Below are 24,251 nucleotides of genomic sequence, written 5' to 3' on the forward strand. Positions count from 1 at the left end.
ACCTTCATTGATTTTATCTATCTTTACTTCAGAATAAAGATATAGCCTTTGTCTTTCGGTATTTTGATTTTATCTTTGGCTGACAGTGTGAATCCTTCCTGGAAACCTTTGATAGCAGGTGCCGTCAGTTTTGCCTTGTCGGGGTCTATCCCCAGTTTCTCCCAGTCAATTTGTAGTTTCACCTCACTGTCTTTCTTTGCCCAGCTGGCAATGGCTATCATCACTTTGCCATCTTTGACAAACGAAGTGGCCAGAATATCGCTGCGTCCTGTTTTCACCGGATTGTATGATACCCAATACCCCATCATCCGGCTGTCCTTGATACCGAAAGCATCCCATACCTTCCAGAGTTGTGAAGGGACGGACTCCATCGGTTCGCGTGCTGTCATGCCGTATAGCATACCCCGGTAAGGATTGCCACCGTCCTGTAACATTTCGCTCATCATGCCGAAGGGGATACCCGAAACATCTGTCAGCCAGTATTCCGGTGATTTTTCGTATTTGAAGTATTCGCCGAACCAAAGACGGTCCAGGTAAGGCATGTGTTCCATGTACAGGAAGATGCTGTTGATGTACCCGTCCGCCGGATTGAACTGGTTGGCGGAATGAACGTCGATGCGCGGGTCGGGACGATTGTTTTCCAGTACCCGGCGGATACGTTTCATGGTGTTGCGGTCGAAAGCCAGGTCGTCGATATATACACCGTCGATACCTACATTCTTTGTCAGCCAGTTCAGCCCTTCCACGTAAAAATTATGCCAGCGTGAAATGCCGGTATTCACGATGGCTGCATCTTTGTAGGCATCTACAAACCATGCGGCGATGTAGTCACCGTCCAGATGCTCTTGCAACCATGCATATCCTCCTCCTTTGCCCGGAGAGAAGATCTCGTGTCCGAGACTTTTCAGGGCAAAAAGCTCCGGTGCGTGATTGTTCAGTTCCCTTACGGTGTAGTAGATTTTCACTTTGTAACCTTTGGCATGCGATTCGTCCACGTACTGCTTCATGAAGGCCGGACGGAAGAACGGATAGTTGATATGCGGGTTGACTGCATTGCCGTGATGCAGGTTGATGACGTTCGCTCCGGTTTCAGCTACTACGTCTACCGCCTGATAAGCATGCGCATCACCCTCTTTCAGTTTTTCGGCAGGCTGGTAACCGTGATAGTAGCGATCGGTCCACTGCTTCATGGTGTCTATCGGTTTGAAAGGTGTCACCAGCACCAGGAAGTCGAAATTCAGTTCTTCTCCTTTGGTCATGGTCCGCTTTCCGCTGTAGGTTTCGATATTCACTTGTTTCTCTTGTTCCCGGTAGCTGATACCTCCTTTGCCGTCGTTGAACCAGGATGGCGGCATGTTCAGCGGTTGCATTTTGTAGAAATTGGTGTTCAGCGGGCGGCGGTAGTTTTCCGCACGGAACAGGCATTGCATTCCACCGTTTACGTCGCCGAACCAGAAACCTTCCTGATTGCGTTCCACATTCCATTTCCATCGGTCGCTTTTAGGACGCAGAGAACCTTCATATCCCATTCCCAAACGATATTTGGCAGTCGCTGCCGGCATGGAAGTCATCAGAGCTATGTCATCTACCGATGTGTTTTCGGTTGCTTTTACTTTAATCTGATAACTCATGAAACCGTCGAACTCCATGCTGGCATGTACCGTCACATCGAGTGATCCGGCCTTCCCGGCAGCTGTCCAACTAACAATCCCGTCTTCCTTCTTGCCGAATTTCAACGGTGAAGTGATGGTGACGGGCAGTTGCTTTCCATTCCGGCGGATGACGAGCTCCATCGGTTTTGCCAGGATGTCTTTGGCTTCTTTGCCAACGGAGGTCATCTCTTCGGTGAAATAACTCCGGATGGAAGCCGGTAACCCCAGTTCGCCGGCAGTGACGCTTCGTCCCAATACGCTGATTGTGTTGTCTGTCACCGTCATCGGAATGAACGGCTTCACCAGTTGGTCATTTACGGCATATTGTGAATTCAGCCAGCGCAGGCGCGACAAACGCCACAAATCACTGTCTCCTTTGTCTACCAGCACATTGTCGGACAGGTTGATCGTGATCTTTACCTCCTGAGAGGCTCCCGATGAATCGCTGACAATGGCTTTACCGCTATAAATGCCTCTGCCGGCATGTTCCGGCATCTGAATGCCTATCCAAAGCGGCTGTACACGCCCCTTGCCCACGTTTACTTCCGGATGCATCGGGCGCCCTATCCAGTCGGTCCCTTCCGTATTGAAACAAGTGATGGCCGATGCCGGAATCATCTCGTCTTTACCTTTCAGGTCGGTGAAGGTTACTTTGACCCCGTTCACCGGATTCTTGAAAGCCCATAGTCCGAGTTGCAATACATAATATTCGTTTAAGTCTGCTTCACCGAAAAATTCGCCGGTGGCTCCTTGGGTTACCTGACGGTACGAGAGATCGTCGAACATACGGATAGGGAACTTACGGTCTTCGGGCAGCAGCAGGAACGGTTTATTGCTATTGGCTTCTGCCAATGCCTGTTTCTCTTTTGCTGTGGCAATGATTTCCATCGGATAGAAGCTGTTGAAACTGCCTAACGACTCGAATCTGACCAGTTTGGCCCGGGTCACCTTTGTTCCCGGAGTGGAACTGCAGATTGCTTTCCATTGTGCGTCGGCTCTGTCAGGTTGCTTCGGATAGTTCACTTTGGGGTATGGACCTCCCGATGTATGGTAGGGCAGATAGTATACATAGTAATTCCCTGTACCTGTACTGGCATCGAACCGGATACGTCCGTACTCACGGTTGATTTCCACCGGAAGTACATTGTCCACTACTTTGCCGGTAGAAGCATTTATCACAATAATCCCTTTCTGTTCGGGATTGGCGTCGCGTCTGCGCCAGGGGATATAAGCTTCCGCTACGGTGGCGGGAGTATTCATTGAAACAACGGCACGGTGATTACCCAGTGTGTCGGGAGTCCAGTAGTTTTCGCCGTAAAACGAAGCTTCGGGGACGAAGTCCTGAGCAGCTGCCGGAAAGGTTAACAAGGCTGACAGTGCCCATAAAAAGAGTTTTTTCATAATGTTTTGTCTAATAAATAAGTATGTGCAAATTTACAAAGAATCGTTTGGGATCGGATAAGATTTGCCTGTTTTTATTTGAGATGCGGTTTCTCTGTCGATTGGCGGACAGTATTTGGACACCTTTATTTGCATTTTCCCTTTTTGTATTATCTTTGCGCCCTCAAAAAACAAATAAACCCTACACTATGAACAAAAAGAAAGTTTTAGGTATTTCGCTTCTGGCACTCTCTCTGTTTGCTTGCCAGGATGATGATACCGTCGACATTCTCAATGCCTTTGGCACACCGCCTGCCTTGACTAAAATTTCGGCAGAGGAGTTTCTCAATCAGGGAGAACAGATGTTTGAAGATGGTGAGAGCGTTGATGACATTGTTTCGGCCGATCGTGCCTTCTATGTGAACCAACCGCTTAATGTATCGATGACAGACGGAAAGCTCCGCCTGTTCAATGGTATGGCTCACGATTTCAAAGAAGTCTCCGTATGGCTTACGATGCCCCATTTGCGTGATACCATCCATCTGATGCAGTTTGAAGAAGTTCCGGGCTTTTACAACATCCGGTTGGATTCTCCGCTGAAGATGGGCGAGGCAGTCTATCCCTCCAAAAGCGGCAAGCCTGTCCGTGTCAACAATCTGGCTTTGCTTTCTCCCGATCAGTACGAACTGTTGCTTACATGCAACGATTCTGTATTCGATATGTTGAAAACTATCAAGATGAAGACCCGCATTCAGATGGGAAAATACGGTAGTGGTAACTGGGGAGTGATGACGCCCAATGCAGCCCGTTATTATGCCACTTCAGCGGTAAATATGGCCGTTATGTTCAGTTCCGGAATTTTTCGTGATTCTTTGATGAATTATAAAGGTAGCATCCATAACGATGCAGGGAAGGAGATTGACCGTGAGGGATTGTTGAAATCCATTCTGAATAAGCAAAGTCTGGTGTTCGGAGTAGTCACCGGGTCCGGAATCGCCGGACTTGGCGGAGGAAACGCACTGGGATTGCGTGAGGAATATCTTTCGGGCTTCTTTTACCAGAACCGGGTAGCGATAGATTGCAATTGGGTGCTTCATGTCTGGATTCACGAATTGGGACACTGTCTGGGTTACGGCCATTCCAGCAGCTTGTGTTATGGATCGATGCCCGACGAGATTGTGCCGAAAGTATATCGTTACATGATGAAACACCGGATGTTGCCTTATGTCATCAATCCATTCAAGAGTTACAATGATTATAACCCCGGTATCAACGATGCCGATAATCCCGACATAGAGTTATGATGAAAAGATACAGCATTTTTATGGTAGTGGCGACTTTGTTGCTCACTTTTGCCGCATGTGATAAAAACAATATGCCGGGGTTCGGTTTCACTACCGATTCCATCCTTACACTGACTTTTGAGAAAGAGCTGGATGCGGCAGCTATCGGTGTAGGTACACAGAGCTATAATCCTGTGGGAATGCGCCGTTCGGGTGATACCCTTTTTATAGCCAACCGTGCCGACGGATCGGATGGTGTCCGGATTGTTCGTGCCTCCACCGGCGAATTGCTTTACTCGTTGACAGGTTGGACGTATGACGGAAAAGCTGAAAAGTTCGATAATCAAGTGATGGATGTAGCCGTCAACAGCGATTATATTTTTGTGGTGAACCGCTCTTCCCGGATCGACATGTTTCGCCGGAACGATTATACGTATGTAACCACTATCGGGCGTACAGGTTGGCAGTCGAGCTCGTTGTTGCAATGCGAGTCTGCCGAAGTAGCCGGTGACAAACTGTTTATTCGTGATAAACAAAAAAATCAAGGTGGTACAACTTTCGGACTGTACACCGGAAAATCGTTTCAAGGTCCCCGTGTTTGCCCAGAACACCGACAGCACAACTTCCAACAATGGATTTAACCTCGAGACCGTGGCACGTTACAAGGAACTTATTTACGTATCGGACTATGAAAGTTCGCGTATCCTCGTAATCGATCCCTCCACCGTCACCACGAAAGGAGAGCCGGTCCGCTTTGTCCGTTCCTACCGTATGCAAAGCAAGCCGTTGAGTATGGGATTCTTTCAGGATGAAATGTACGTTGTCTGTGCCAATAACCGTATCGTAAGAGTAAATCTCCTCACCGGAGAGGAGAAGGACGCTTACTCTTCTTTTGCCGGAGGAATGGGATTCGGTACTCCGGGACGCCTCTTTTTCCATAACGATATGTTCTATCTTTCAGGTCGGAACGCGAACGCTCCGCGCCTGATACAGGGAAAAGTAATGTTTGTTGAAATATCCGAGTTGGACTAAAAAAGCTCACGACAGAGGATCACAGAGTCTCACGGAGTGAAAATATAGAGTACAAAACTCTGTGAGACTCTGTGAAACCCTGTAGTGAATGAAATTCAAAAAAATAAGTAAACATGAATTTAAAATTTTTATATCTGTTATTATTGCTGTCTGCTGCCTGTTGTGTATCCTGTTCCAAGGACGAAGAACCGGCTGATAAAGGCAATACCTCTCCCGAAGAACCGGTTTATACCACGTTTACCGATTCCGGCGAAGTGATTATTCCCGGAGTGCTTCCGGCCAATTTTACTCCCCGGTCCATACGGGTCAAAGGGGATACATTATTTGTTGCCAACAATAATGTCGCCGACCGTTCTGTTCTTTTGTTGAACTTGACGACAGGCGAGCTGATCGGACGCATCGATTCGTGGATGCGGAAAGATACTAAAGAGACATTTAACGCTGAGATAGGAGATATGGCTGTTTCGGACCGTTATATTTTTGTGGGCATGTACAACTCCCGTATCAACATTTTCGACCGTCGTACCCTTCAGTTCGTCAATGCCATCGGGCGTTCGGATGGAAAGTGGGGTGACGATATTTACAGCATGACTCATTGTTACGGTCTTCGCGAATGCGGCGATAGGCTGATGGTGCGTGATAAAAATACCATTCGCGGTTATTGGATTTATGAAGCTGTTACCGAGCCTGCGTTTCGTGTCCCCTGGATCGGAAAGGTAAAGGTACCCGAAGGAATCGGATATGACTATCAGCCCCGCATTCATGGCATGGCGGAGCATAACGGGCGCATGTACCTCACCGACTGGTACAACAAAAGCCTGCAAGTGTTTACTCCCTCAAAAATGGAGATTGTGTTCGGCGAAGAGACACACATCACTTCCGATGCCGTATTTAAGTACGACGCCATACAGCCTTTGGGACTGCTGTCCTATGGCGGAGAGCTCCTGATGTCAGTACAAAAGAGCGGGAAGATACAGCGCTATGACCCCGAGACGGGCGATTTGTTGGGGCTGTTAGCCGAATTTCCGGACAAGGAAATCGGGCGTATGGAGATAGCCCGGGGAATGCTTTATTATATTGACCTCAAAGCCGGAAAACTGATGAAGGCAAAAGGAGAATGATTTACCACAGGGTTTCACAGAGTTTCACTGAGTTTTATTCTTCATCATTTTTACTCTGTGAAACTCTGTGAAACCTTGTGGTGAATCTCTTTCCGTTATACATTCATCGCATTTGCTCCGAGTGCACCCAAGTCTTAGAAGTGAATTTATGCCGTCTGAACCGGTATCTTCATCCTTATACCTTTCTTCAATTAACATTGTTAACGTTTTTTTTAGACTGTCTTATTCTTATGCGCAAATAACAAATCTTTTGCATTTAAAGAATTTGTTATTCGCATCCAAAGAACAAGCTTTAACTCTATGTTAAAACAAAGCTTTTAAGAACAGAAATCTTACTTTTTAAAGATGTTGTTTTTCAGATGGTTAAGTCTGAAATTCGCTTCTCCGCCTCACGGATGGACTTTTCGGGCGAAAGTTGGGCTACTTGCTTTTTTGTCAACTATAAACGAGGGTTTACACTTCCGAAACTTGAATAATTTATATAATTCCGGCAAATATATTGTATTTTTTTGAAAAGCAGATGTGCTTACGCGCGCGTAAGAGGAGAAAATCTTGTGTGTAAGTGATAGGAGGGTGGAATACCTATTATGGGGCTACAAACATATGCGTTATGTAGAATTTATAGAAAAAATAGGGGGAAATTGTTTCAAAAAACGTTCGTTTATAAACACAAAGGTAAGGCACATTTTTATAACAACAAAATATTTTTATAAATAAATTGCTTTTTTCTCTTTTTTACTAAAACACACTACTGATAATGAAGGGGTTATGAATAAAAAATAGTGTTTTTATCTATATTTTTTTTCATAAGAACGGGATTTTTCAAAAAGGTCAAAAAAAGGTGTTTCAAATGACGAACGTTTTTTGAAACAATTTCGTCCGTTTTACCACTATAAATATTTTCGGAAATACTTACGGTTTGAATGAGAAAAGATGTCTCGTCCAAACCGCGTAGCGCACCCGAAAGTAACCTATCGAGTTTTAATTTCCAACAATAAATGTCTGAACAACAGGAGTATTGGTTTGCCGCTCGGACAAAGAAGGATCAGGAGTTTGCTATTCGTAATGCTTTAGAAAAGCTTGGAATAGAATACTTTCTTCCTACACAATTTGTCATTCGCCAACTGAAATATCGTCGTCGTAGGGTAGAAGTTCCTGTTATCAAGAATCTTATTTTTGTCCGGACTACCAAAGAGCGTGCCTGGTCCATCACGAAGGATGATCACGTTCCTCTATTTTATATGAAGGATCTTTATACCCATACTTTGCTCATCGTCCCCAACAAGCAGATGGAGGACTTTAAGTTTGTGATGGATTTAGCTCCGGAAAATGTAACTTTTGACGACCTTCCTCTTACCGTGGGTACAAAAGTACAGGTTGTCAAAGGAGAGTTTTGTGGTATCGAAGGTGAGCTATCCAGCCTTGCCAATCGCACCTATGTGGTGATCCGCATTCATGGGGTTCTGTCTGCCAGCGTCAAAGTACCTAAAAGTTATCTTCGTATTCTTTCAGCGTAATTCGTAATTTCAAAATTATATGAATCAAGTCCAAAATCTGCAACACATTGCCCGTGAGTTGCTTTATCTTGGTACGGATGGCTCTCCCATCTATACCGATCATTTCCGTCAACTGAACACCGAAGTTTTTCGCTTGTCCGAAACCCTTTTCTCTATGAAAGGTGCCACTTTTGAGGAAGAAGCAGCGATTTGTCTATCCCTGTTAATGGGCTATAATGCTACCATTTACAATGATGGCGACAAAGAATCTAAGATACAAAGCATTTTAGATCGCTCTTTTGCTGTGTTAGATCATCTTCCCGCTTCTCTATTAAAATGTCAATTGCTGACATATTGCTATGGCGAGGTATTCGAGGAAGATTTGGCACAAGAAGCACATCAAATAATGGATGGCTGGAAAAGCAGGGCGCTCTCAGAAGAAGAATTGGAAGTGATGGAAACATTGCAGACAATGGAAGAGAATAGCTATCCATGTAGCGAGATAGAAGACTGATTATATGCATTTTTGATGAATAATATAAAATATGCTTAATGTAGATAATTTTATTGGCGATAATATCACTTTTCGTCGTTCCAGCATGTTTGCTCCCGATATTGCAGCAAACAGTGATCGTCTTCGCCAGGAGGTTGAAGGTAAGAGTTTATTGGTAATTGGCGGTGCCGGTTCTATCGGTTCTTCCTATATAAAAGCCATTCTTCCTTTTAAGCCTTCTAAACTTGTTGTGATCGATTTAAACGAGAATGGATTGGCCGAACTTACCCGTGATTTGCGTTCCACTTATGGGCTGCATATTCCGGAAGAGTATCGTACTTATACCTTGAACTTTGCAGATCCCATCTTCGAGCGGATGTTCCGTAAGGAGCAGGGTTTTGATATTGTAGCCAATTTTTCGGCACACAAGCATGTACGGAGTGAGAAAGACGAATATTCTGTACAGGCCTTGATTGAGAATAATGTAATCAAAGCCAAGAAACTGCTTGATCTGTTATCGGAATTTCCTCCCCGTCATTTCTTTTGTGTTTCTACGGATAAGGCTGCCAATCCTGTGAATATAATGGGTGCCAGTAAACGTATCATGGAAGATATGATAATGGCCTACTCCTCTAAATTTAAGGTCACTACTGCCCGCTTTGCCAATGTTGCCTTTTCTAACGGCTCTTTATTGGCCGGTTTTATTGACCGTATCATGAAGAAACAGCCTTTGGCTGCCCCCAATGACGTGAAACGTTATTTCGTTTCACCTGAGGAAAGCGGTCAGATCTGTATGCTTGCCTGTATTCTTGGGAATAACGGAGAGATTTTCTTTCCAAAGTTAGGTGAGGAAAAGATGATCACTTTTTCTTCTATCTGTGACCGTTTCCTCCGCACTCTGGGCTATGAAAAGAAAGAGTGTGCTACAGATGAAGAAGCCAGAAGATATGCTGCCGAAATGCCGGATGACAGCAAGATATATCCTGTTGTTTATTTTGAAAGTGATACCACGGGTGAGAAAGGCTACGAAGAGTTCTATGTGCCCGGTGAGCGGTTGAACCTGGAACGTTTTTCTTCTTTGGGTGTGATTGAGGATGTCAGTAAACGTCCTTTGTCTGAATTGGATTCCTTCTTTGATGAGCTGGAGTCCCTCTTTGCCCTTCCGGATTGCCATAAGTCTGATATCGTGACTGCACTTAAAAGATTCCTTCCCAATTTTGAACACGTGGAGAAAGGAAAGAATCTGGATCAGAAAATGTAATGTTTACAAGTATGTATAATAATATAACTACTTTCATCCATAGCTTGTTTGGTACGGATGAATTTGTTCCGTTGCACGCTCCTTTATTTATCGGTAACGAAAAAAAATACCTTGCAGAATGCATTGATACTACTTTTGTCTCGAGTGTGGGCAAGTTTGTCGATCGCTTTGAGGAGCAGGTTGCTTCCTATACCGGCTCAAAAAGAGCTGTTGTCTGTGTGAGTGGTACTAATGCATTGCACATGGGTATGCTTCTTGTCGGTGTTGAGCGTGATGATGAAGTTTTAACTCAGGCTCTTACTTTTATCGCTACCTGTAACGCCATCAGTTATATTGGCGCACATCCTGTATTTCTTGATGTGGATAGAGATACTTTGGGTCTTTCTCCTCTTGCTGTAAAAAGGTGGTTGTCTACGCATGCGGAAGTAAGGAATGGGCAGTGTTATAATAAGAAGACGGGACGCCGTATCAAGGCTTGTGTTCCTATGCATACGTTCGGGCATCCTATGAAGATTGACGAATTGTCGGCAGTGTGCAACGAATATCATATAGAACTTGTCGAGGATGCGGCCGAAAGTATCGGCAGTTTCTATAAAGGCCGTCATACGGGTACTTTCGGAAGAGTGGGAGCCATCAGTTTTAATGGTAATAAAACGATCACCACCGGTGGTGGGGGTATGTTGCTTTTCCAGGACGAAGAGCTGGGCAAGTTTGCCAAACATTTGACGACTCAGGCCAAAGTTCCGCACCGTTGGGCATTTGTTCATGACCATATCGGTTACAATTACCGTATGCCTAATATCAATGCCGCATTGGGTTGTGCCCAAATGGAGAATCTTGACAGGTATGTTGTCAATAAACGTGAGACAGCGGAACGGTACCGTGAGTTTTTCTCTCGTATTCCTGATGTTGAGTTTGTTGTTGAGCCTGCGAACAGCCGTTCTAACTATTGGTTGAACGCTGTACTTCTGAAAGACCGTCGGGCCCAACAGTCTTTCCTTGAATATACGAACGATCATGGCGTAATGACCCGCCCCGTTTGGGAATTGATGAACAGACTTGATATGTTTCGGGGATGTGAGACGGATGGTTTGGAGAATACTGTGTGGTTGGAAGAAAGAATAGTGAATATACCAAGTAGTGTAAGATTATAAAAAATATGGAAGAGAAGATTTTAATTATTATCAATGGGATAAGGAAAGCTAAAAATTTGTCAGAATTGAGTGCTATTAACTTAAGTGATACTTTAAGAGATGATATTGGATTTACTTCATTTGATTTGGCAGAACTTACCGTTCGAATAGAGGATGAATTTGATATTGATATTTTCGAGGATGGGTTAGTAAATACTGTTGGTGAAATAATTGAGAAGTTACGTTAATATGGGGCTGTTTTTAGTAGATCAACATAAATCATATACTTATGAAGATCTGTTGCAACGGATAAATGAAGCAAAGTCATACATTCCACTGATGCAGACGAATAATTTATATGATTTCTTTTTGAATATGATCTTATCTTTGATTTCCGATCAGCCTCTAATTCTTTTAGACTCAGATACTAAAATGAATGAATTAGAAGGAATAGAAAATACAGATATAAACAAGCCTAAGAATATTCTTTTTGATGATAAAGCAGATATAGATGATCTGATAAATAGTGTTTTAACCTCAAAATCAGAAATAACTATATTCACATCTGGTACCACAGGGCAGCCTAAAAAAGTAGTGCATACTATTGAAACGTTGACTCGTTCGACAAGAGTTTCTTTTAAATATCAATCTCAAATATGGGCTTTTGCTTTTAACCCGACTCACATGGCTGGTTTGCAAGTCTTTTTTCAGGCTTTTGCAAATAAAAATGCTTTAATAAATGTTTTTAATAAAAATCGAGTTGAAGTATATGAATTGCTTTCGGAATACCATGTAACTCATATTTCTGCTACTCCTACCTTTTATCGTTTATTGTTACCAGTAGAGAAATCTTATCCTGAAGTGTGTAGAGTGACTTTAGGAGGGGAGAAATCTAATACTAAACTTTATGAATCAATGCTTTTGATATTTCCGAATGCTCGAATAAATAATATATATGCTTCAACTGAAGCTGGTTCTTTGTTTGCAGCAAAAGGAGATTTGTTTCAGATTCCAGTCGAATTGAAGGATAAGATTAAAGTTGAGGATGAAGAATTATTAATTCATAATTCTCTTTTGGGTAAATCTGATAGCTTTTCATGTGTAGGAGATTATTACCATTCTGGTGATTTAATAGAATGGATTGACTCTGATAAAGGATTATTTCGTTTTAAAAGTCGTAAGAATGAACTGATAAATGTTGGTGGGTATAAAATAAATCCTGGAGAGGTTGAGAGCGTCATAATGCAATTTGATGGTGTTCAACAGGCTTTTGTTTATGGCAAACCAAATTCTGTTTTAGGTAATATTCTTTGCGCTGAAATAAAGATTGAGGAGGGATGTAGTTTGTCTGAATTGGATATTCGTCACTGGTTGGCTGATAAGTTACAAGAGTTTAAAATTCCACGTAAAATAAAATTTGTGGAGAATATAGCATTAACAAGAACAGGAAAATTAAAACGAACATGAATATATTAGTTACAGGTTGTTCTCGTGGGGTGGGCCTTGAGATTTGTAGAGTTTTGTTGGAGGAAGGACATATTGTTTATGGAGTTTCTCGTAGTTATTCGAATGAATTCCGAATGCTTGAAGAAAAATATGAAAGTAAACTCTTTTTTAAAAGTGTTGATCTCTCAGATACGACCAATATTCACAAGATCATTTTTAAAGAGTTTCTTACTAACTCAGTCCCATTAGATGGTTATGTAAATAATGCAGCTGTGGCTTATGATGATATTATTACCAACTTACAAATAGATAAGTTAAGGGTAATGTATAACGTGAATGTATTCTCTCCGATGCTGTTGACTAAATATGCAATTCGTAATATGTTATTACATCATATTCAAGGAAGTATAATACATATATCTTCTATAAGTGTTCATACAGGGTATAAAGGGTTATCTATGTATGCTTCTAGTAAAGGGGCATTAGAAGCATTTTCCAAAGATACTGCTAGAGAATGGGGACAGTTAGGTATTCGTTCTAATGTGGTGGTACCTGGTTTTATGGAAACGGCGATGAGCTCTTCTTTAACAGAAGAACAGAAAGATCGTATTTACAAAAGGACTTCTTTAAAACAGGCTACTGATGTACGTTCTGTGGCAGAAACTGTCGCTTTTCTATTATCAAAGAAAGCTTGCTCTATAACAGGACAAAATATATTTGTTGATAACGGTACTATTTAGTGATGAAACCTACTCTTTTTATTGTTGGTGGTAGTAGTACTGCCTTGGAAATCCGAGAAACTGTAGATCAGTTTTTTAAGGATAAATATTTTGCTGTTTATAACGTTATATCAGATGAAGAACCTCCTATTTTACAAACTTATATTAGAGACTCGTCTTTATTAGATAGATTATCTACAATTGAGGTTTCTCATTATATTATAGGATTTACCAACAGAACTTTACGCTTACGGTTTGTTGATCTTTTTGGTGGATTTAACAGTGTACTTGATAATGTCATTCATCCATCTTCTTATATTTCTCCTTCAGCTATATTAGGTAAGGGTAATTATTTGGCTGCTAATGCTGTTATTTCTTCCAATGCTCTTATTGGAAATTCAAATCTGATTAATTACAATGTGACTATTGGGCATGATGTCGTTGTTGGTTCTGATTGTTTCTTTAATCCGGGAGCCAGAATTAGTGGTAATGTAAAAATTGGGAATGGATGTTTATTTGGTGCAAATTCTTTTGTATTTCAAGGACTTGAAATAAAAGATGATTGTCAGATTGATGCATTATGTTACATTGATAGAGTAATAGAAGCAAATAGTATGTGTACAAGTAATGGAGGGAGCTTAAGAGTATATAGGAAACGGTATTAATAGATACTAAAGAAATGGATTACCAACAGTTGATTGTGGATATAAATGTTTCCATATTGCATACATTGGAGCAAATGGATAAATGTAACAGGAAGCTTTTATTAGTGTTTTCAGAAGGAGAATATTTCGGTTTGGTTAGTATTGGAGATATTCAACGCGCTATAATTGGTAATAAATCCTTGGATACGCCTATTAAGAATATTTTACGAGATAGAATTATTACTGCTGACGACACTTTAAGCCTTGATGAAATCAGAACTTTAATGATGTCTTATAGAATGGAGTTTATTCCAATTCTGAATACCGAGAGGAGGCTTGTTAAAGTTTTAATGTGGAGTGAGCTTTTCCCCAATGAAGATAATGCTCCAATAGATCAGTTTGATCTTCCAATAGTTATTATGGCAGGTGGGCAGGGAACACGTTTAAAACCGTTAACAAATATTATTCCTAAGCCATTAATCCCTATTGGAGAGAAAACTTTTATGGAGGATATTATGGATCGTTTTGTTAAATGTGGAAGTAATAACTTTTATGTTTCTGTAAATTATAAAGCAGATGTTATCAAACATTATTTTTCTACTCTCAAAGATTCGTCATATCGAATAAACTATTTTCAAGAGAATGTGCCCTTGGGAACTGCTGGTAGCTTAACATTAATGAGAGATAAAATACACACTACCTTTTTTGTGTCCAATTGTGATATTATAATTAATGAAGATTACAGTCAGATACTGAAGTATCACAAAGAAAATAAAAATGAATTGACTGTTGTTGCGGCTCTTAAAAATTATCCAATAGCTTATGGCGTTCTTTATACTAAGGAAAATGGTCTGTTAGATTCAATCGTAGAAAAGCCTGACTTGACTTTTAAGATAAATACGGGACTGTATATTCTTGAACCCAACTTATTGGATGAGATTCCAGAAGGACAATTTTATCATATAACTTCTCTAATAGATAAACTAAGAAAAGAAAATAGAAGAATAGGGGTTTTTCCTGTTAGTGAAAAATCTTGGATTGATGTAGGTAATTGGAATGAGTATTTCTCAATTATTAATAAATAGTCAATTATTATAGGCATGAAGGTTCTAATAATTGGAAATCGAAGTCATCAGTTTATATACAATTATGTGAAGACTCTAAAAAAAGTTTATCTTAATTCAGATTTAGAAATTGATATTCTTTCTCAAGATAGTTCAGATCTCTTTTTTCCTTCTGATAAATTTTATAATAATATTTATGCTTTAATAGTACCGTCTTTTTTTCAAAAAAATCGTTTCTTAAAAGTTCTTTATCAACATATATTGTTTCGTAAATATATTAAAAGACTTGATTTTTATGATGTAGTTCATATTCATTATGTTGAGAATATAATAGTACGAGATATTAGGTTCTTTTCGAAATATATCCGTGGAAAGTTAATTGTTTCAATATGGGGAAGTGATTTTTTACGTGCATCGGAAGATAGGAAAAAAAATATGACTGTGCTATTTAATAGAGCAGATCATATAACTATTGCATCGGATAAAGTTATAGAAGAATTTAAAGCTTGTTATCAAAAGAGTTCTTTTCTTTCCAAGATCGTTTTATGTCGTTTTGGGTTGGAACCTTTAGAAAGTTTGATTTCGATTTTAAGGAGTGGTGCAAATGCAAGAATTAGTAAATCTAAAATAGGATTATGTGCAGACAAAATAGTAATAACTATTGGATATAATGCTAGTAGGTTACAACATCATATTGATATTATAGAGAATATAGAACGATCTCCTTTGCTGTTTCCCTTTCATGATAAGGTAGAATTTCTTTTACCTGTAACCTATCCCAAAGATGCCGAATATATTGGTATAATAAAAAAAACAGTTCTTAATTCGAAGTTTCATTATAATGTAATTGAACAATTTTTGTCTGATGAAGATATTGCACATTTAAGAGTTGCATCTGATATTTTTATTCAGCTACAACCTACAGATATGCTTTCTGGATCGATGTTAGAACATTTAAGTGCGCAGAATATAGTTATAACAGGTTCGTGGTTACCTTATGATTGTTTAGATCAGTGGGGCGTTTTTTATAGGAAAATAGATTGTTTGGAATTAATATCAAATGAATTACATGATGTTTTGAACAAATTTGTTCCTTATAAAAAGCTCACTTGTAAGAATTCAGATATAATAATAGACAAGTTTAGATGGAATAATGTAATTCACGATTGGCTGGATTTGTACATGAAAAGATATGATAATAAAGAAAGTTTTTAAGAAGGTCTATCATTTAATTTATCCTCCTAGAGTGAGATTTAAGCATGGCCAACGTTTTTACAGTAACTCTTTAATTGATACATTATTTCCAGAACTAGTGGAAATAGGTGATGATTTTATTTCTGCACCAGGATCTATTATATTGGCACATGATGCTAGTACTCTTTGGCATACAGGTAAGTATCGAGTACAAAGGACTAAAATAGGGAATCGTGTTTTTTTAGGAGCTAATAGTATTATTTTACCAGGAGTTGTAGTAGGTGATGATGTGATAATAGGCTCAGGAAGTGTTGTCACTAAAGACATAGCTTCTAATTCTGTTGTAGCAGGAAATCCTGCAAGAGTTGTTTCCACTATTAGTGAATATATTGATAAATGCGAGCAGCGTAAAATTCTTTATGCTCCTAATGAGAAATTTATTGATTTAATTACTAGAGGTGAAATAATTACTGAGGAACGACAAAATGAATTGAGGGACACTATTTATACTCAGCTGAAATGAAAAGAATGTGTTTGTCACTTATAGGTGATATCTGTTTTCCCGAAGAATTTAAACAGATTTTTACTTTAGATGGAAAGTTTCTAATTACAAGAAGTTTAGGATCCGATTGGTGTTTTGAGATGAGTGGGGAAAGTATGTTTTATGCATTATGTGAGATAGAGAAATCTCAAAAAGAATCTCTTTCTGATTATAAATTAAGAATAATAGAAGCCATTGATAGACGTATAACTTGGGGTAATGGAAAACTATTGCATCGTAGCTTTACAGGAGATTATGATATACAATTTCGTTCGACAAATTCTGCATTGAGAACGCTGTTGTATGCTTGTGAAGATGGATTTGATACAGATAAAAATATCAGAATCATAGCAAATGAACAATTTAAATATTTTTTTGAATGGAAAGAAGGTATTTGGTTTTGCCATGATTCAAGTGAGTATGGTGGAAAAACCCCCTTTTCACATATTAGATCAAAAGTGGCAGGTAAGAGTTGGAGGAATACTTTAACCTTGAATACTCATATTGATTCTTTGAATACACTTCTATTACTAAAATTCTATAGGAAAGAACATCTTCTTAACTTTGATTTAGACTATTGGATAAACAAAGGTCTTATTTCCATAAATCAACTTTTGGAATTAACTAATAAAGGAAAAATGATGAATAAATTGCAGGCAATGGATAATTATTGCTTGAATTTATTTTTGAAAGAACAACATAATTCTTTTTTGATTGATTGCGTATATGAAAAAATTGTTCATCCTATAATTTTTAAACTTGTATTTCCTACTGTCTTTTTTAATAATGGTTTTATTTCCAGGGATTTATCTGTTTTAAATAGGCATATAGATTATCAGTTAGTCAACATTGTTGATTTTGCTCGATTGCTGAATCTCTACAAAAAAAATAGGGAAACAGAGATACTAACTACAAGTATTTTAAACTATAATGAAATAGGGGATAAATTAGAACGAGCTATTGACTTTGTTGAAAATAATAAATCTCTGTTGAGTTACATCCAATCTAGTGATTTACAAAGAGCTTGGTATGCAGAGATGTATTATGCAATGTCAAATATAAATTCTAAGTATATAAAAATGGCACAGAATCTTTATTCTGATCAGTTATATTGTTCCGAGAGCCCCTTTTATAAATTGGATTTTTTGAATGAAAAGAATTAATTCAGATTTTATTTCAGGTTTTATCAAGAGAGGAGGTTTTTCTGTCTTTTTCTCTACAGCTTTGGTAAAGATAAGTGCCGCACTACTTTCTATTATTGTTGTGCAATTACTTACTAAAGAAGACTACGGAATATTATCTTACGTATTGTCTATATATGCCATAGCAATCGTTATTGCAGGATTTGGAGGGAATTATTCGTTGTTAAGATTTGGTTCAATTGTGAATTCATTCTTGAAAAAAAAACAGTATTATTATTATACTCAAAGGGTTGGGATAAACTATACTTCAATTGTTGTTGCTATTATAGTTGTTTATTCTTTTTTTCTACCTGAGGGTATGAAGAATGAGTGGCTTTTAATTGTTTATATGTGTCTAGGATTGTATAGCTTTTATATTTTAGAAACAATGCGTAGTTATTTCCGAATTGTAAATTTAAATAGAACCTATTCTAAAATAAACGTGTACAATTCTGTTATATTATTATTACTGACGGTTTGCTTGACTTTGTTTTTTAAGAACTATGGCTATATTACTGCTCTTATATTAGCACCGTTATTGACTTTCTTTTTGTTTAGGAAAAAAATCTCTTATATACAATTTAGTAACCCGATTGAGATTTCTAAAAAAGAATATTGGGGATATGGAATACATACAAGTGTTAGTGCAATTGCTAACCAGATTATTTTCTCTATTGCTCCTTTGCTTTTAGGTATATTGAATGAACCGGAACACAGTATAGCAAGTTTTAGGGTTGCCACTATAATACCTTTTAATCTTTTAACTCTACCTGGAATTTTGATGATCTCTGATTTTAGCTATTTATCTAGGAACTATATGGATAGTAATTGTTTAAAGCGATATTATTATAACTATCTGAAAGTGGTAATTCCTATTTCATTTATAGTCTTTTTATTATTGATTATATATGGGGATTTTGTGGTAGAGAATCTATTTGGGGCACAATATAATGATTGTGTATATATGTATAAGATGTTTATGGTTGCAACATTTGTTACATATATTTTTCGGAATCCATTAGGAAATATATTACTCGCTGTTGGAAAAGCAAAGTGGAATGGATATAATACTTATGCTTTTTGCTTTTTATATATTATTTTCTCACTTATATTTTATCAATATTGGGGTGTTATAGCAATTGTTTATGGTTTGTGCGCTACATTTATTTTGTCAGGTATAGTTTCTCTTTTTTTGTTTTATTACTATATAAAAGGTTTGCGGTAAAGGTCGATGTTTCCTTATTTTCTTATATATTTTTTCTTACTGGTCTTTTGCTCTTTAGGAAGTGTTACTAAAAATCGCTTTTTTCTAATTTGTGTATTTATTCTTTTTTCCATTTTCTCTGGGTTTAGGTATTATGTAGGAGTCGATTATATTAATTATGTGAAAATATATAATCTTGAAGAGGGGTATGGAAGTCGAGAATTAGGATTTAACTTGATTCTAGATTTTTTGCGATATATCGGGGCTAGCTATCAATTCATGTTTTTTATAATGGCTGTTGTCATGCAAATACTGGTATATAATGTTATTAAACGATATAATTACAGTGTTTGGATTTCAGTTTTTATTTATTATTGTATTTCTCCGTTTTATATTGCAACCTTTAATGGGATGAGGCAATACTTAGCAATCGCTGTTTTTATTGTTGCATTAAAGTATATTGAACAAAAAAAAATATTTAAGTATATCGTTTCTCTTTTGTTGGGAGGATTCTTCTTTCATGAATCGATTTTAGTTTTTATTCCTTTATATTATATATTAAATAAGACTATATCTATAAAAGGCAAATTACTTGTGTTTTTGTTGACTATTGCGGGTAGCTTGGCTATAGATAAACTTATTTCCTATACTCCATATATTGTGTATTTGACAAGAGATCGAGAAACTCATATAAGCTCATTCACTTATATTTTTGCGGGCATTTCAATTTTATTTATCATCTTTTGGAATAAGCTTAATTCTTTTAAAAGTAAGCTTATAATGGAGAATATGAATCTTTTTTGTTTTTTGTCATTATTAGTAGTGTTACTTCAATCTAATGGAGTACTTATTCAAATGACTCTCCGAATGAATAGTTATTTCTTCTTTGTGTATATCATATTGGTTCCAGCCGTTATATCATCTATAAAGAATGTCCATATGCGTATTGGTATGTATTTCAGCCTTCATTTAGTGCTGTTATTATACCTTGTCCGTACCATTTGTTTTAATGGACATTTGTATGATTTGGTTCCTTATTCTATGAATTTCAACTTATTTAAATAAATATCATATTATGAAGATTGCTGTTATTGGCCTTGGATATGTAGGTCTGCCTTTGGCTCGCTTATTTTCAACAAAATATCAAACAATAGGTTTTGATATGAATCAGAAACGAGTAGAATCTTTAATGGGGGGGCATGATACTACTTTAGAAGTTACTGATGTTTTGTTACAAGCAGCTTTAGATAGTGGTTTTAAATGCACTTCTAACTTGGAAGATATACGTGATTGTAATTTTTATGTAATAGCTGTACCAACACCGGTCGATAGAAATAATCGCCCTGATTTAACACCGTTGATATCAGCTAGTGAAACTGTGGGAAAAGTAATTTCAAAGGGTGACATAGTTGTTTATGAATCGACTGTGTATCCGGGGGTTACTGAAGAAGAATGTTTACCTGTTGTAGAACGTGTGTCTGGATTAAAATTTAATCTCGATTTTTTTGCTGGCTATTCACCAGAAAGAATAAATCCAGGTGACAAAGAACATACTGTTGAAAAAATAAAGAAGGTGACATCCGGATCTACTCCAGAAATTGCTGACATAGTAGATAAAGTATATAATTCTGTTTTGATAAATGGAACACACAAAGCTCCTTCTATCAGAGTTGCTGAAGCATCTAAAATCATAGAGAACTCTCAACGTGATGTTAATATTGCATTTATGAATGAATTAGCGAAAATATTTAATGCAATGGATATTGATACCAATGATGTGATTGAGGCTGCTTCGTCAAAATGGAATTTTATAAAATTGAGACCAGGATTAGTTGGTGGACATTGTATTAGCGTTGATCCATATTATTTGATACAAAAAGCACAAGTGTATGGGGTCTTACCAAGAATAATGTCTTCAGCCCGGCGATTAAATGATGGTATGGGCGATTATGTTGCTAATCAAGTAATCAAGTTGATGAATAAAAAGGGAGTATTGGTGAAAGATTCTAATATATTACTACTTGGTATTACTTTCAAAGAGAATTGCCCTGATATACGCAACACAAAAGTTGTTGATATATATTCAACTTTGTTAGAGTATACTAAAAATATTTCCGTTTATGATCCTTGGGCAAATGCAGAAAAAGTGTATGAAGAGTATGGTATTCGTATGATTGATAATGTTAATGAAAAAAAATACGATGCTATCATATTGGCGGTTGGACATAATGAGTTTAAAACAATTGATATAAAAGCACTTGGTAATGATATTTCTGTTGTTTTTGATGTAAAGTGTTTTTTAGATAGAGCAATTGTTGATGGACGGCTGTAAGAATAATATGGTTTCTGGATTGGTTAGTGTCATTATTCCAACTTATAAACGTCCCAATATGTTGGGACGAGCTATAGACAGTGTACTCGGTCAAAGCTATACTAATATAGAGGTGGTGGTTGTAGATGACAATTCTGATGGTGATAAATATCGATTGGAAACAATCCAATATATGGAAAGGTATGCTAACGATTATAGAGTTAAATATATAAAACATAAAACAAATCGGAATGGCTCTGCCGCTCGTAATACAGGTATTCAAAACTCTGTAGGAGAGTATATTGCTTTTCTTGATGATGATGATTATTTCTTAAAAGATCGAATAAAGGAAGCCATACATTTTCTACAAAATTCAAGTGCAGATTGTGGTGGTACTTGTTGTAATTACGTAAAGAAATATAAAAATAAGATATATAAAGTAAGTCGAAACGTGGGCTGCTTTAATTCATGTTATGAGTTGTTGTCAGCACAAATTGATTATGCTGCTGGTTCTACTTTAATAATTAAAAGGGAGATATTAAATAAGGTGGGGTTGTTTGATATTTCTTTTAAGCGGCATCAGGATTGGGAGTTTTTGATTCGTCTATTTAGATTCTATCAAATAGAAATTCTTCCTTATGTAGATGTAGTGATTTGTGCTGATGGAATAAGAAATACACCTCGTACTGATGTTTTGTTGGAGGTGAAGAGGAAGTTGTTACAAACGTTTGCCACTGATATCGAAATATTGGGGACTCAAGAGCAGGCTGATATTTATCAGGCACAATGGAAAGAAATTATATATAATTATTTAAAAGAGAAAAAATATAGTACAGCTATCGCTTTTGCTCAAAAGAATATTTCAAAGACTTCCTTTAGGAAGAGGGATATACTTAATGCTATATTGTCTTGTATCGTTGGTATCATTCCATCTTTTATGATTGTAGTGTATTCAATTTATGATCTTAAGTTTAACAGATTTAAAAAAGATATTATATAATTATATTCATGTTATATGTTATCATGTCTTTGTATGCGAAAGACACTTTATTGAAAGTTCAAGAAGCGATAGAAAGTTTGCTTAATCAGACATATACTTCTTTTTATTTATATATTATTTGTGATGGTCCTATAGAAAATGGTGTAGCTTCCTATGTAACTAATTTGTTAACAGAACAAATCTGTATAAATACGAGAGAAAAGAATCTGGGGTTGGCTTATTCATTAAATGAGTTGTTAGATGTTGTCTTGAAAAAGGAGGATTGTACCTATATTGCTCGTATGGATGCTGATGATATTTCCATACCGGAACGTTTTGCAAAGCAGATCGCATTTATGGACTCACATTCAGATGTTGATTGTCTTGGTACTTGGGCAATAGAAATTGATAATGAGGGAAAAGAATACTTCCGAAAAAAAATGCCGACAACCCATGAGGAATGTTTGGAACTATTTAAAAAGCGGGATTGTATGATTCATCCTACTGTGATGTTTCGGCGTTCATATTTTGAGAAAGCTGGTTTATATCCGGAAGACACTTACTTTGGAGAAGATACTATGATGTGGGCTAAGGGTTTTAAAAGTGGATGTAAATTTGCCAATGTACCCGAATACTTATTCAAATTTAGATTAGATTTAAACTTTTTCGAAAGAAGGCGGGGGTGGAAACATGCTAAATCTATTTATACCTTACGTCGTCGCGTCAATAGAATGTTGGGGTTTGGATGGAAAGAAGACTGTTATGCTTTGCTGTATGCTATGGCTAAATTAATGCCTAAATCAGTTCTTGATATAATCTACAAAACAGTTCGTTAATTTTACTTTTCTTATAAAATATATAACTCATGAAAATACCATTTTCACCACCTTATATTGACGAGGCGGTCATCAACGAAGTCGTTGATTCGTTACGTTCCGGTTGGATCACATCCGGTCCGAAAGTGAAGGCTTTGGAGGAAGAAATAAAATCTTTCTCGGGAGCAAAGGAAGTACTTTGTGTCAATTCCTGGACATCAGGAGCTATTATGATGTTGCGTTGGCTGGGAGTGAAGGAGGGAGATGAAGTAATTGTTCCTGCTTATACTTATAGTGCAACGGCATTGGCCGTGCTTCATGCCGGGGCTAAACCGGTGATGGTGGATTCCGGAATGGATTTTAATATCTCGGTAGAGGCTGTTCGTAAAGCTATTACTGCTAAAACAAAGGCAATTATCCCGGTAGACATTGCCGGTTTTCCTTGCGATTATGAAAAGATCATGGCACTGGTACAGGAATCTGAAATGATAAAATTGTTCCGTGCGGAATCTCCGGTGCAAGAAAAATTAGGACGTATCTTGGTGATGAATGATGCTGCCCATTCTTTGGGGGCACGTTACAGTAACCGGCAGCGTACCGGTTGCGAAACTGATGTGGCTATCTTTTCACTCCATGCCGTGAAGAACGTGACTACTGCCGAAGGTGGAGCCATTTGTTTGAACTTGCCCAAGCCGTTCGATAATGCAGAGCTGTATAAAGAACTCCGGATGATGAGCCTGAACTGCCAGACTAAGGATGCTTTTTCGAAATCTAAAGCCGGAGGATGGCGTTATGATATTGTCGGTTTCGGAATGAAAATCAATATGGCCGATGTGAATGCTGCCATCGGACTGGCGCAAATACGGGAATATCCGGAGTTGCTGAAGGAGCGAAAAAGGGTGTTCAATACTTACAATGATGCTTTTTCGACTTGTGACTGGGCTATTGTGCCGCCTTCTGTAGATGGAGAAAAGGAAAGCTCTTATCATATTTATGCTTTGCGTGTGAAAGACTTTACAGAAGAGCAACGTGACCGGATGATTGACGAGATCGCTAAACGTGAAGTGGCTGTGAATGTACATTTTATACCGATGCCGATGTTGTCGTTCTTCAAATCGATGGGATATGATATGAATGATTATCCACAGGCTTATCAGAATTTTAAGGGTGAGATATCATTGCCGATATATCCTCAACTGGATAGTGAAAAATTGAATTTCATTATTGATACTGTAAAGGCGGCCTATACGACCGTAATCGCAGAAAACAGATAGTATATTTACAAACACTAAACAGATAAGC

The 24,251-nt window shown here is 37.9% G+C and carries 21 protein-coding genes and 1 pseudogene; 21 read left to right on the forward strand and 1 reads right to left on the reverse strand.

Annotation, left to right across the window (positions count from 1 at the left end; genetic code table 11):
- Nucleotides 1-23: 23 nt before the first annotated feature.
- Nucleotides 24-3,053 (reverse strand): glycoside hydrolase domain-containing protein, encoded by a 3,030-nt coding sequence (locus R3O62_RS11210; protein ID WP_250714125.1) that lies wholly within the window; start codon nucleotides 3,051-3,053, stop codon nucleotides 24-26.
- 188 nt (nucleotides 3,054-3,241) lie between these two features.
- Here R3O62_RS11210 and R3O62_RS11215 point away from each other — a divergent pair, with 188 nt between their 5' ends.
- The 21 genes and pseudogenes from R3O62_RS11215 to R3O62_RS11315 all read left to right on the forward strand — a co-directional run bounded on the left by R3O62_RS11215 (nucleotide 3,242) and on the right by R3O62_RS11315 (nucleotide 24,223).
- Nucleotides 3,242-4,336 carry a hypothetical protein gene (locus R3O62_RS11215; RefSeq protein ID WP_217738153.1) on the forward strand — a complete coding sequence of 365 codons (1,095 nt, stop codon included), beginning with the start codon at nucleotides 3,242-3,244 and terminating at the stop codon, nucleotides 4,334-4,336.
- Nucleotides 4,333-5,347: pseudogene (locus R3O62_RS11220) on the forward strand (hypothetical protein). The gene R3O62_RS11215 and the pseudogene R3O62_RS11220 overlap by 4 nt, the downstream one beginning before the upstream one ends.
- Before the next feature lie 113 nt (nucleotides 5,348-5,460).
- Nucleotides 5,461-6,468 carry a hypothetical protein gene (locus tag R3O62_RS11225; RefSeq protein ID WP_269110150.1) on the forward strand — a complete coding sequence of 336 codons (1,008 nt, stop codon included), beginning with the start codon at nucleotides 5,461-5,463 and terminating at the stop codon, nucleotides 6,466-6,468.
- A 998-nt stretch (nucleotides 6,469-7,466) separates the two neighbouring features.
- Entirely contained in the window at nucleotides 7,467-7,985 is a 519-nt protein-coding gene (gene upaY, locus R3O62_RS11230) for a capsular polysaccharide transcription antiterminator UpaY (protein ID WP_005776089.1), read from the forward strand.
- 19 nt (nucleotides 7,986-8,004) lie between these two features.
- Nucleotides 8,005-8,478: a UpxZ family transcription anti-terminator antagonist gene (locus R3O62_RS11235; RefSeq protein WP_032540994.1), complete on the forward strand. Its 474-nt coding sequence runs from the start codon at nucleotides 8,005-8,007 to the stop codon at nucleotides 8,476-8,478.
- A 31-nt stretch (nucleotides 8,479-8,509) separates the two neighbouring features.
- On the forward strand, nucleotides 8,510-9,718 hold the full coding sequence (locus tag R3O62_RS11240) for a UDP-N-acetylglucosamine 4,6-dehydratase (protein WP_032540995.1): 1,209 nt from the start codon (nucleotides 8,510-8,512) through the stop codon (nucleotides 9,716-9,718).
- 11 nt (nucleotides 9,719-9,729) lie between these two features.
- Nucleotides 9,730-10,872 carry a LegC family aminotransferase gene (locus R3O62_RS11245; RefSeq protein WP_022011130.1) on the forward strand — a complete coding sequence of 381 codons (1,143 nt, stop codon included), beginning with the start codon at nucleotides 9,730-9,732 and terminating at the stop codon, nucleotides 10,870-10,872.
- A 5-nt stretch (nucleotides 10,873-10,877) separates the two neighbouring features.
- Nucleotides 10,878-11,099 (forward strand): phosphopantetheine-binding protein, encoded by a 222-nt coding sequence (locus R3O62_RS11250; RefSeq protein WP_022011131.1) that lies wholly within the window; start codon nucleotides 10,878-10,880, stop codon nucleotides 11,097-11,099.
- 1 nt (nucleotide 11,100) lies between these two features.
- Nucleotides 11,101-12,318, forward strand: coding sequence for an ANL family adenylate-forming protein (locus R3O62_RS11255; protein ID WP_022011132.1), 1,218 nt, complete (start codon nucleotides 11,101-11,103; stop codon nucleotides 12,316-12,318).
- Entirely contained in the window at nucleotides 12,315-13,037 is a 723-nt protein-coding gene (locus R3O62_RS11260; RefSeq protein ID WP_022011133.1) for an SDR family oxidoreductase, read from the forward strand. Before R3O62_RS11255 ends, R3O62_RS11260 begins: the two co-directional genes overlap by 4 nt.
- A gap of 2 nt (nucleotides 13,038-13,039) precedes the next feature.
- Nucleotides 13,040-13,681 (forward strand): acetyltransferase, encoded by a 642-nt coding sequence (locus R3O62_RS11265; protein ID WP_005795360.1) that lies wholly within the window; start codon nucleotides 13,040-13,042, stop codon nucleotides 13,679-13,681.
- A gap of 14 nt (nucleotides 13,682-13,695) precedes the next feature.
- Nucleotides 13,696-14,745 (forward strand): nucleotidyltransferase family protein, encoded by a 1,050-nt coding sequence (locus R3O62_RS11270; protein WP_022011134.1) that lies wholly within the window; start codon nucleotides 13,696-13,698, stop codon nucleotides 14,743-14,745.
- Between the two features lie 15 nt (nucleotides 14,746-14,760).
- Nucleotides 14,761-15,939, forward strand: coding sequence for a glycosyltransferase (locus R3O62_RS11275; RefSeq protein WP_317472685.1), 1,179 nt, complete (start codon nucleotides 14,761-14,763; stop codon nucleotides 15,937-15,939).
- A complete protein-coding gene (locus R3O62_RS11280) occupies nucleotides 15,917-16,441 on the forward strand; it encodes an acyltransferase (RefSeq protein ID WP_005776101.1) in 525 nt (174 codons plus the stop codon). The genes R3O62_RS11275 and R3O62_RS11280 overlap by 23 nt, the downstream gene beginning before the upstream one ends.
- Complete coding sequence (locus tag R3O62_RS11285) at nucleotides 16,438-17,622, forward strand: hypothetical protein (protein ID WP_137570016.1); 1,185 nt, start codon at nucleotides 16,438-16,440, stop codon at nucleotides 17,620-17,622. The genes R3O62_RS11280 and R3O62_RS11285 overlap by 4 nt, the downstream gene beginning before the upstream one ends.
- Nucleotides 17,609-18,865, forward strand: coding sequence for a lipopolysaccharide biosynthesis protein (locus tag R3O62_RS11290; protein WP_022011137.1), 1,257 nt, complete (start codon nucleotides 17,609-17,611; stop codon nucleotides 18,863-18,865). The genes R3O62_RS11285 and R3O62_RS11290 overlap by 14 nt, the downstream gene beginning before the upstream one ends.
- 6 nt (nucleotides 18,866-18,871) lie before the next feature.
- A complete protein-coding gene (locus R3O62_RS11295; protein WP_022011138.1) occupies nucleotides 18,872-19,909 on the forward strand; it encodes an EpsG family protein in 1,038 nt (345 codons plus the stop codon).
- A gap of 10 nt (nucleotides 19,910-19,919) precedes the next feature.
- Entirely contained in the window at nucleotides 19,920-21,176 is a 1,257-nt protein-coding gene (locus R3O62_RS11300; RefSeq protein WP_005795347.1) for a nucleotide sugar dehydrogenase, read from the forward strand.
- The gene (locus R3O62_RS11305) at nucleotides 21,163-22,155 is read left to right on the forward strand and encodes a glycosyltransferase family 2 protein (protein WP_317472683.1); all 993 of its coding nucleotides are present in this window, start codon (nucleotides 21,163-21,165) and stop codon (nucleotides 22,153-22,155) included. The genes R3O62_RS11300 and R3O62_RS11305 overlap by 14 nt, the downstream gene beginning before the upstream one ends.
- 8 nt (nucleotides 22,156-22,163) lie before the next feature.
- Nucleotides 22,164-22,970 (forward strand): glycosyltransferase, encoded by an 807-nt coding sequence (locus R3O62_RS11310; protein WP_250710625.1) that lies wholly within the window; start codon nucleotides 22,164-22,166, stop codon nucleotides 22,968-22,970.
- A gap of 29 nt (nucleotides 22,971-22,999) precedes the next feature.
- Complete coding sequence (locus R3O62_RS11315; protein ID WP_032530178.1) at nucleotides 23,000-24,223, forward strand: DegT/DnrJ/EryC1/StrS family aminotransferase; 1,224 nt, start codon at nucleotides 23,000-23,002, stop codon at nucleotides 24,221-24,223.
- Nucleotides 24,224-24,251 lie beyond the last annotated feature (28 nt).

It is taken from the genome of Bacteroides hominis, assembly GCF_033042785.2.
GTDB classification, from domain to species: domain Bacteria; phylum Bacteroidota; class Bacteroidia; order Bacteroidales; family Bacteroidaceae; genus Bacteroides; species Bacteroides hominis.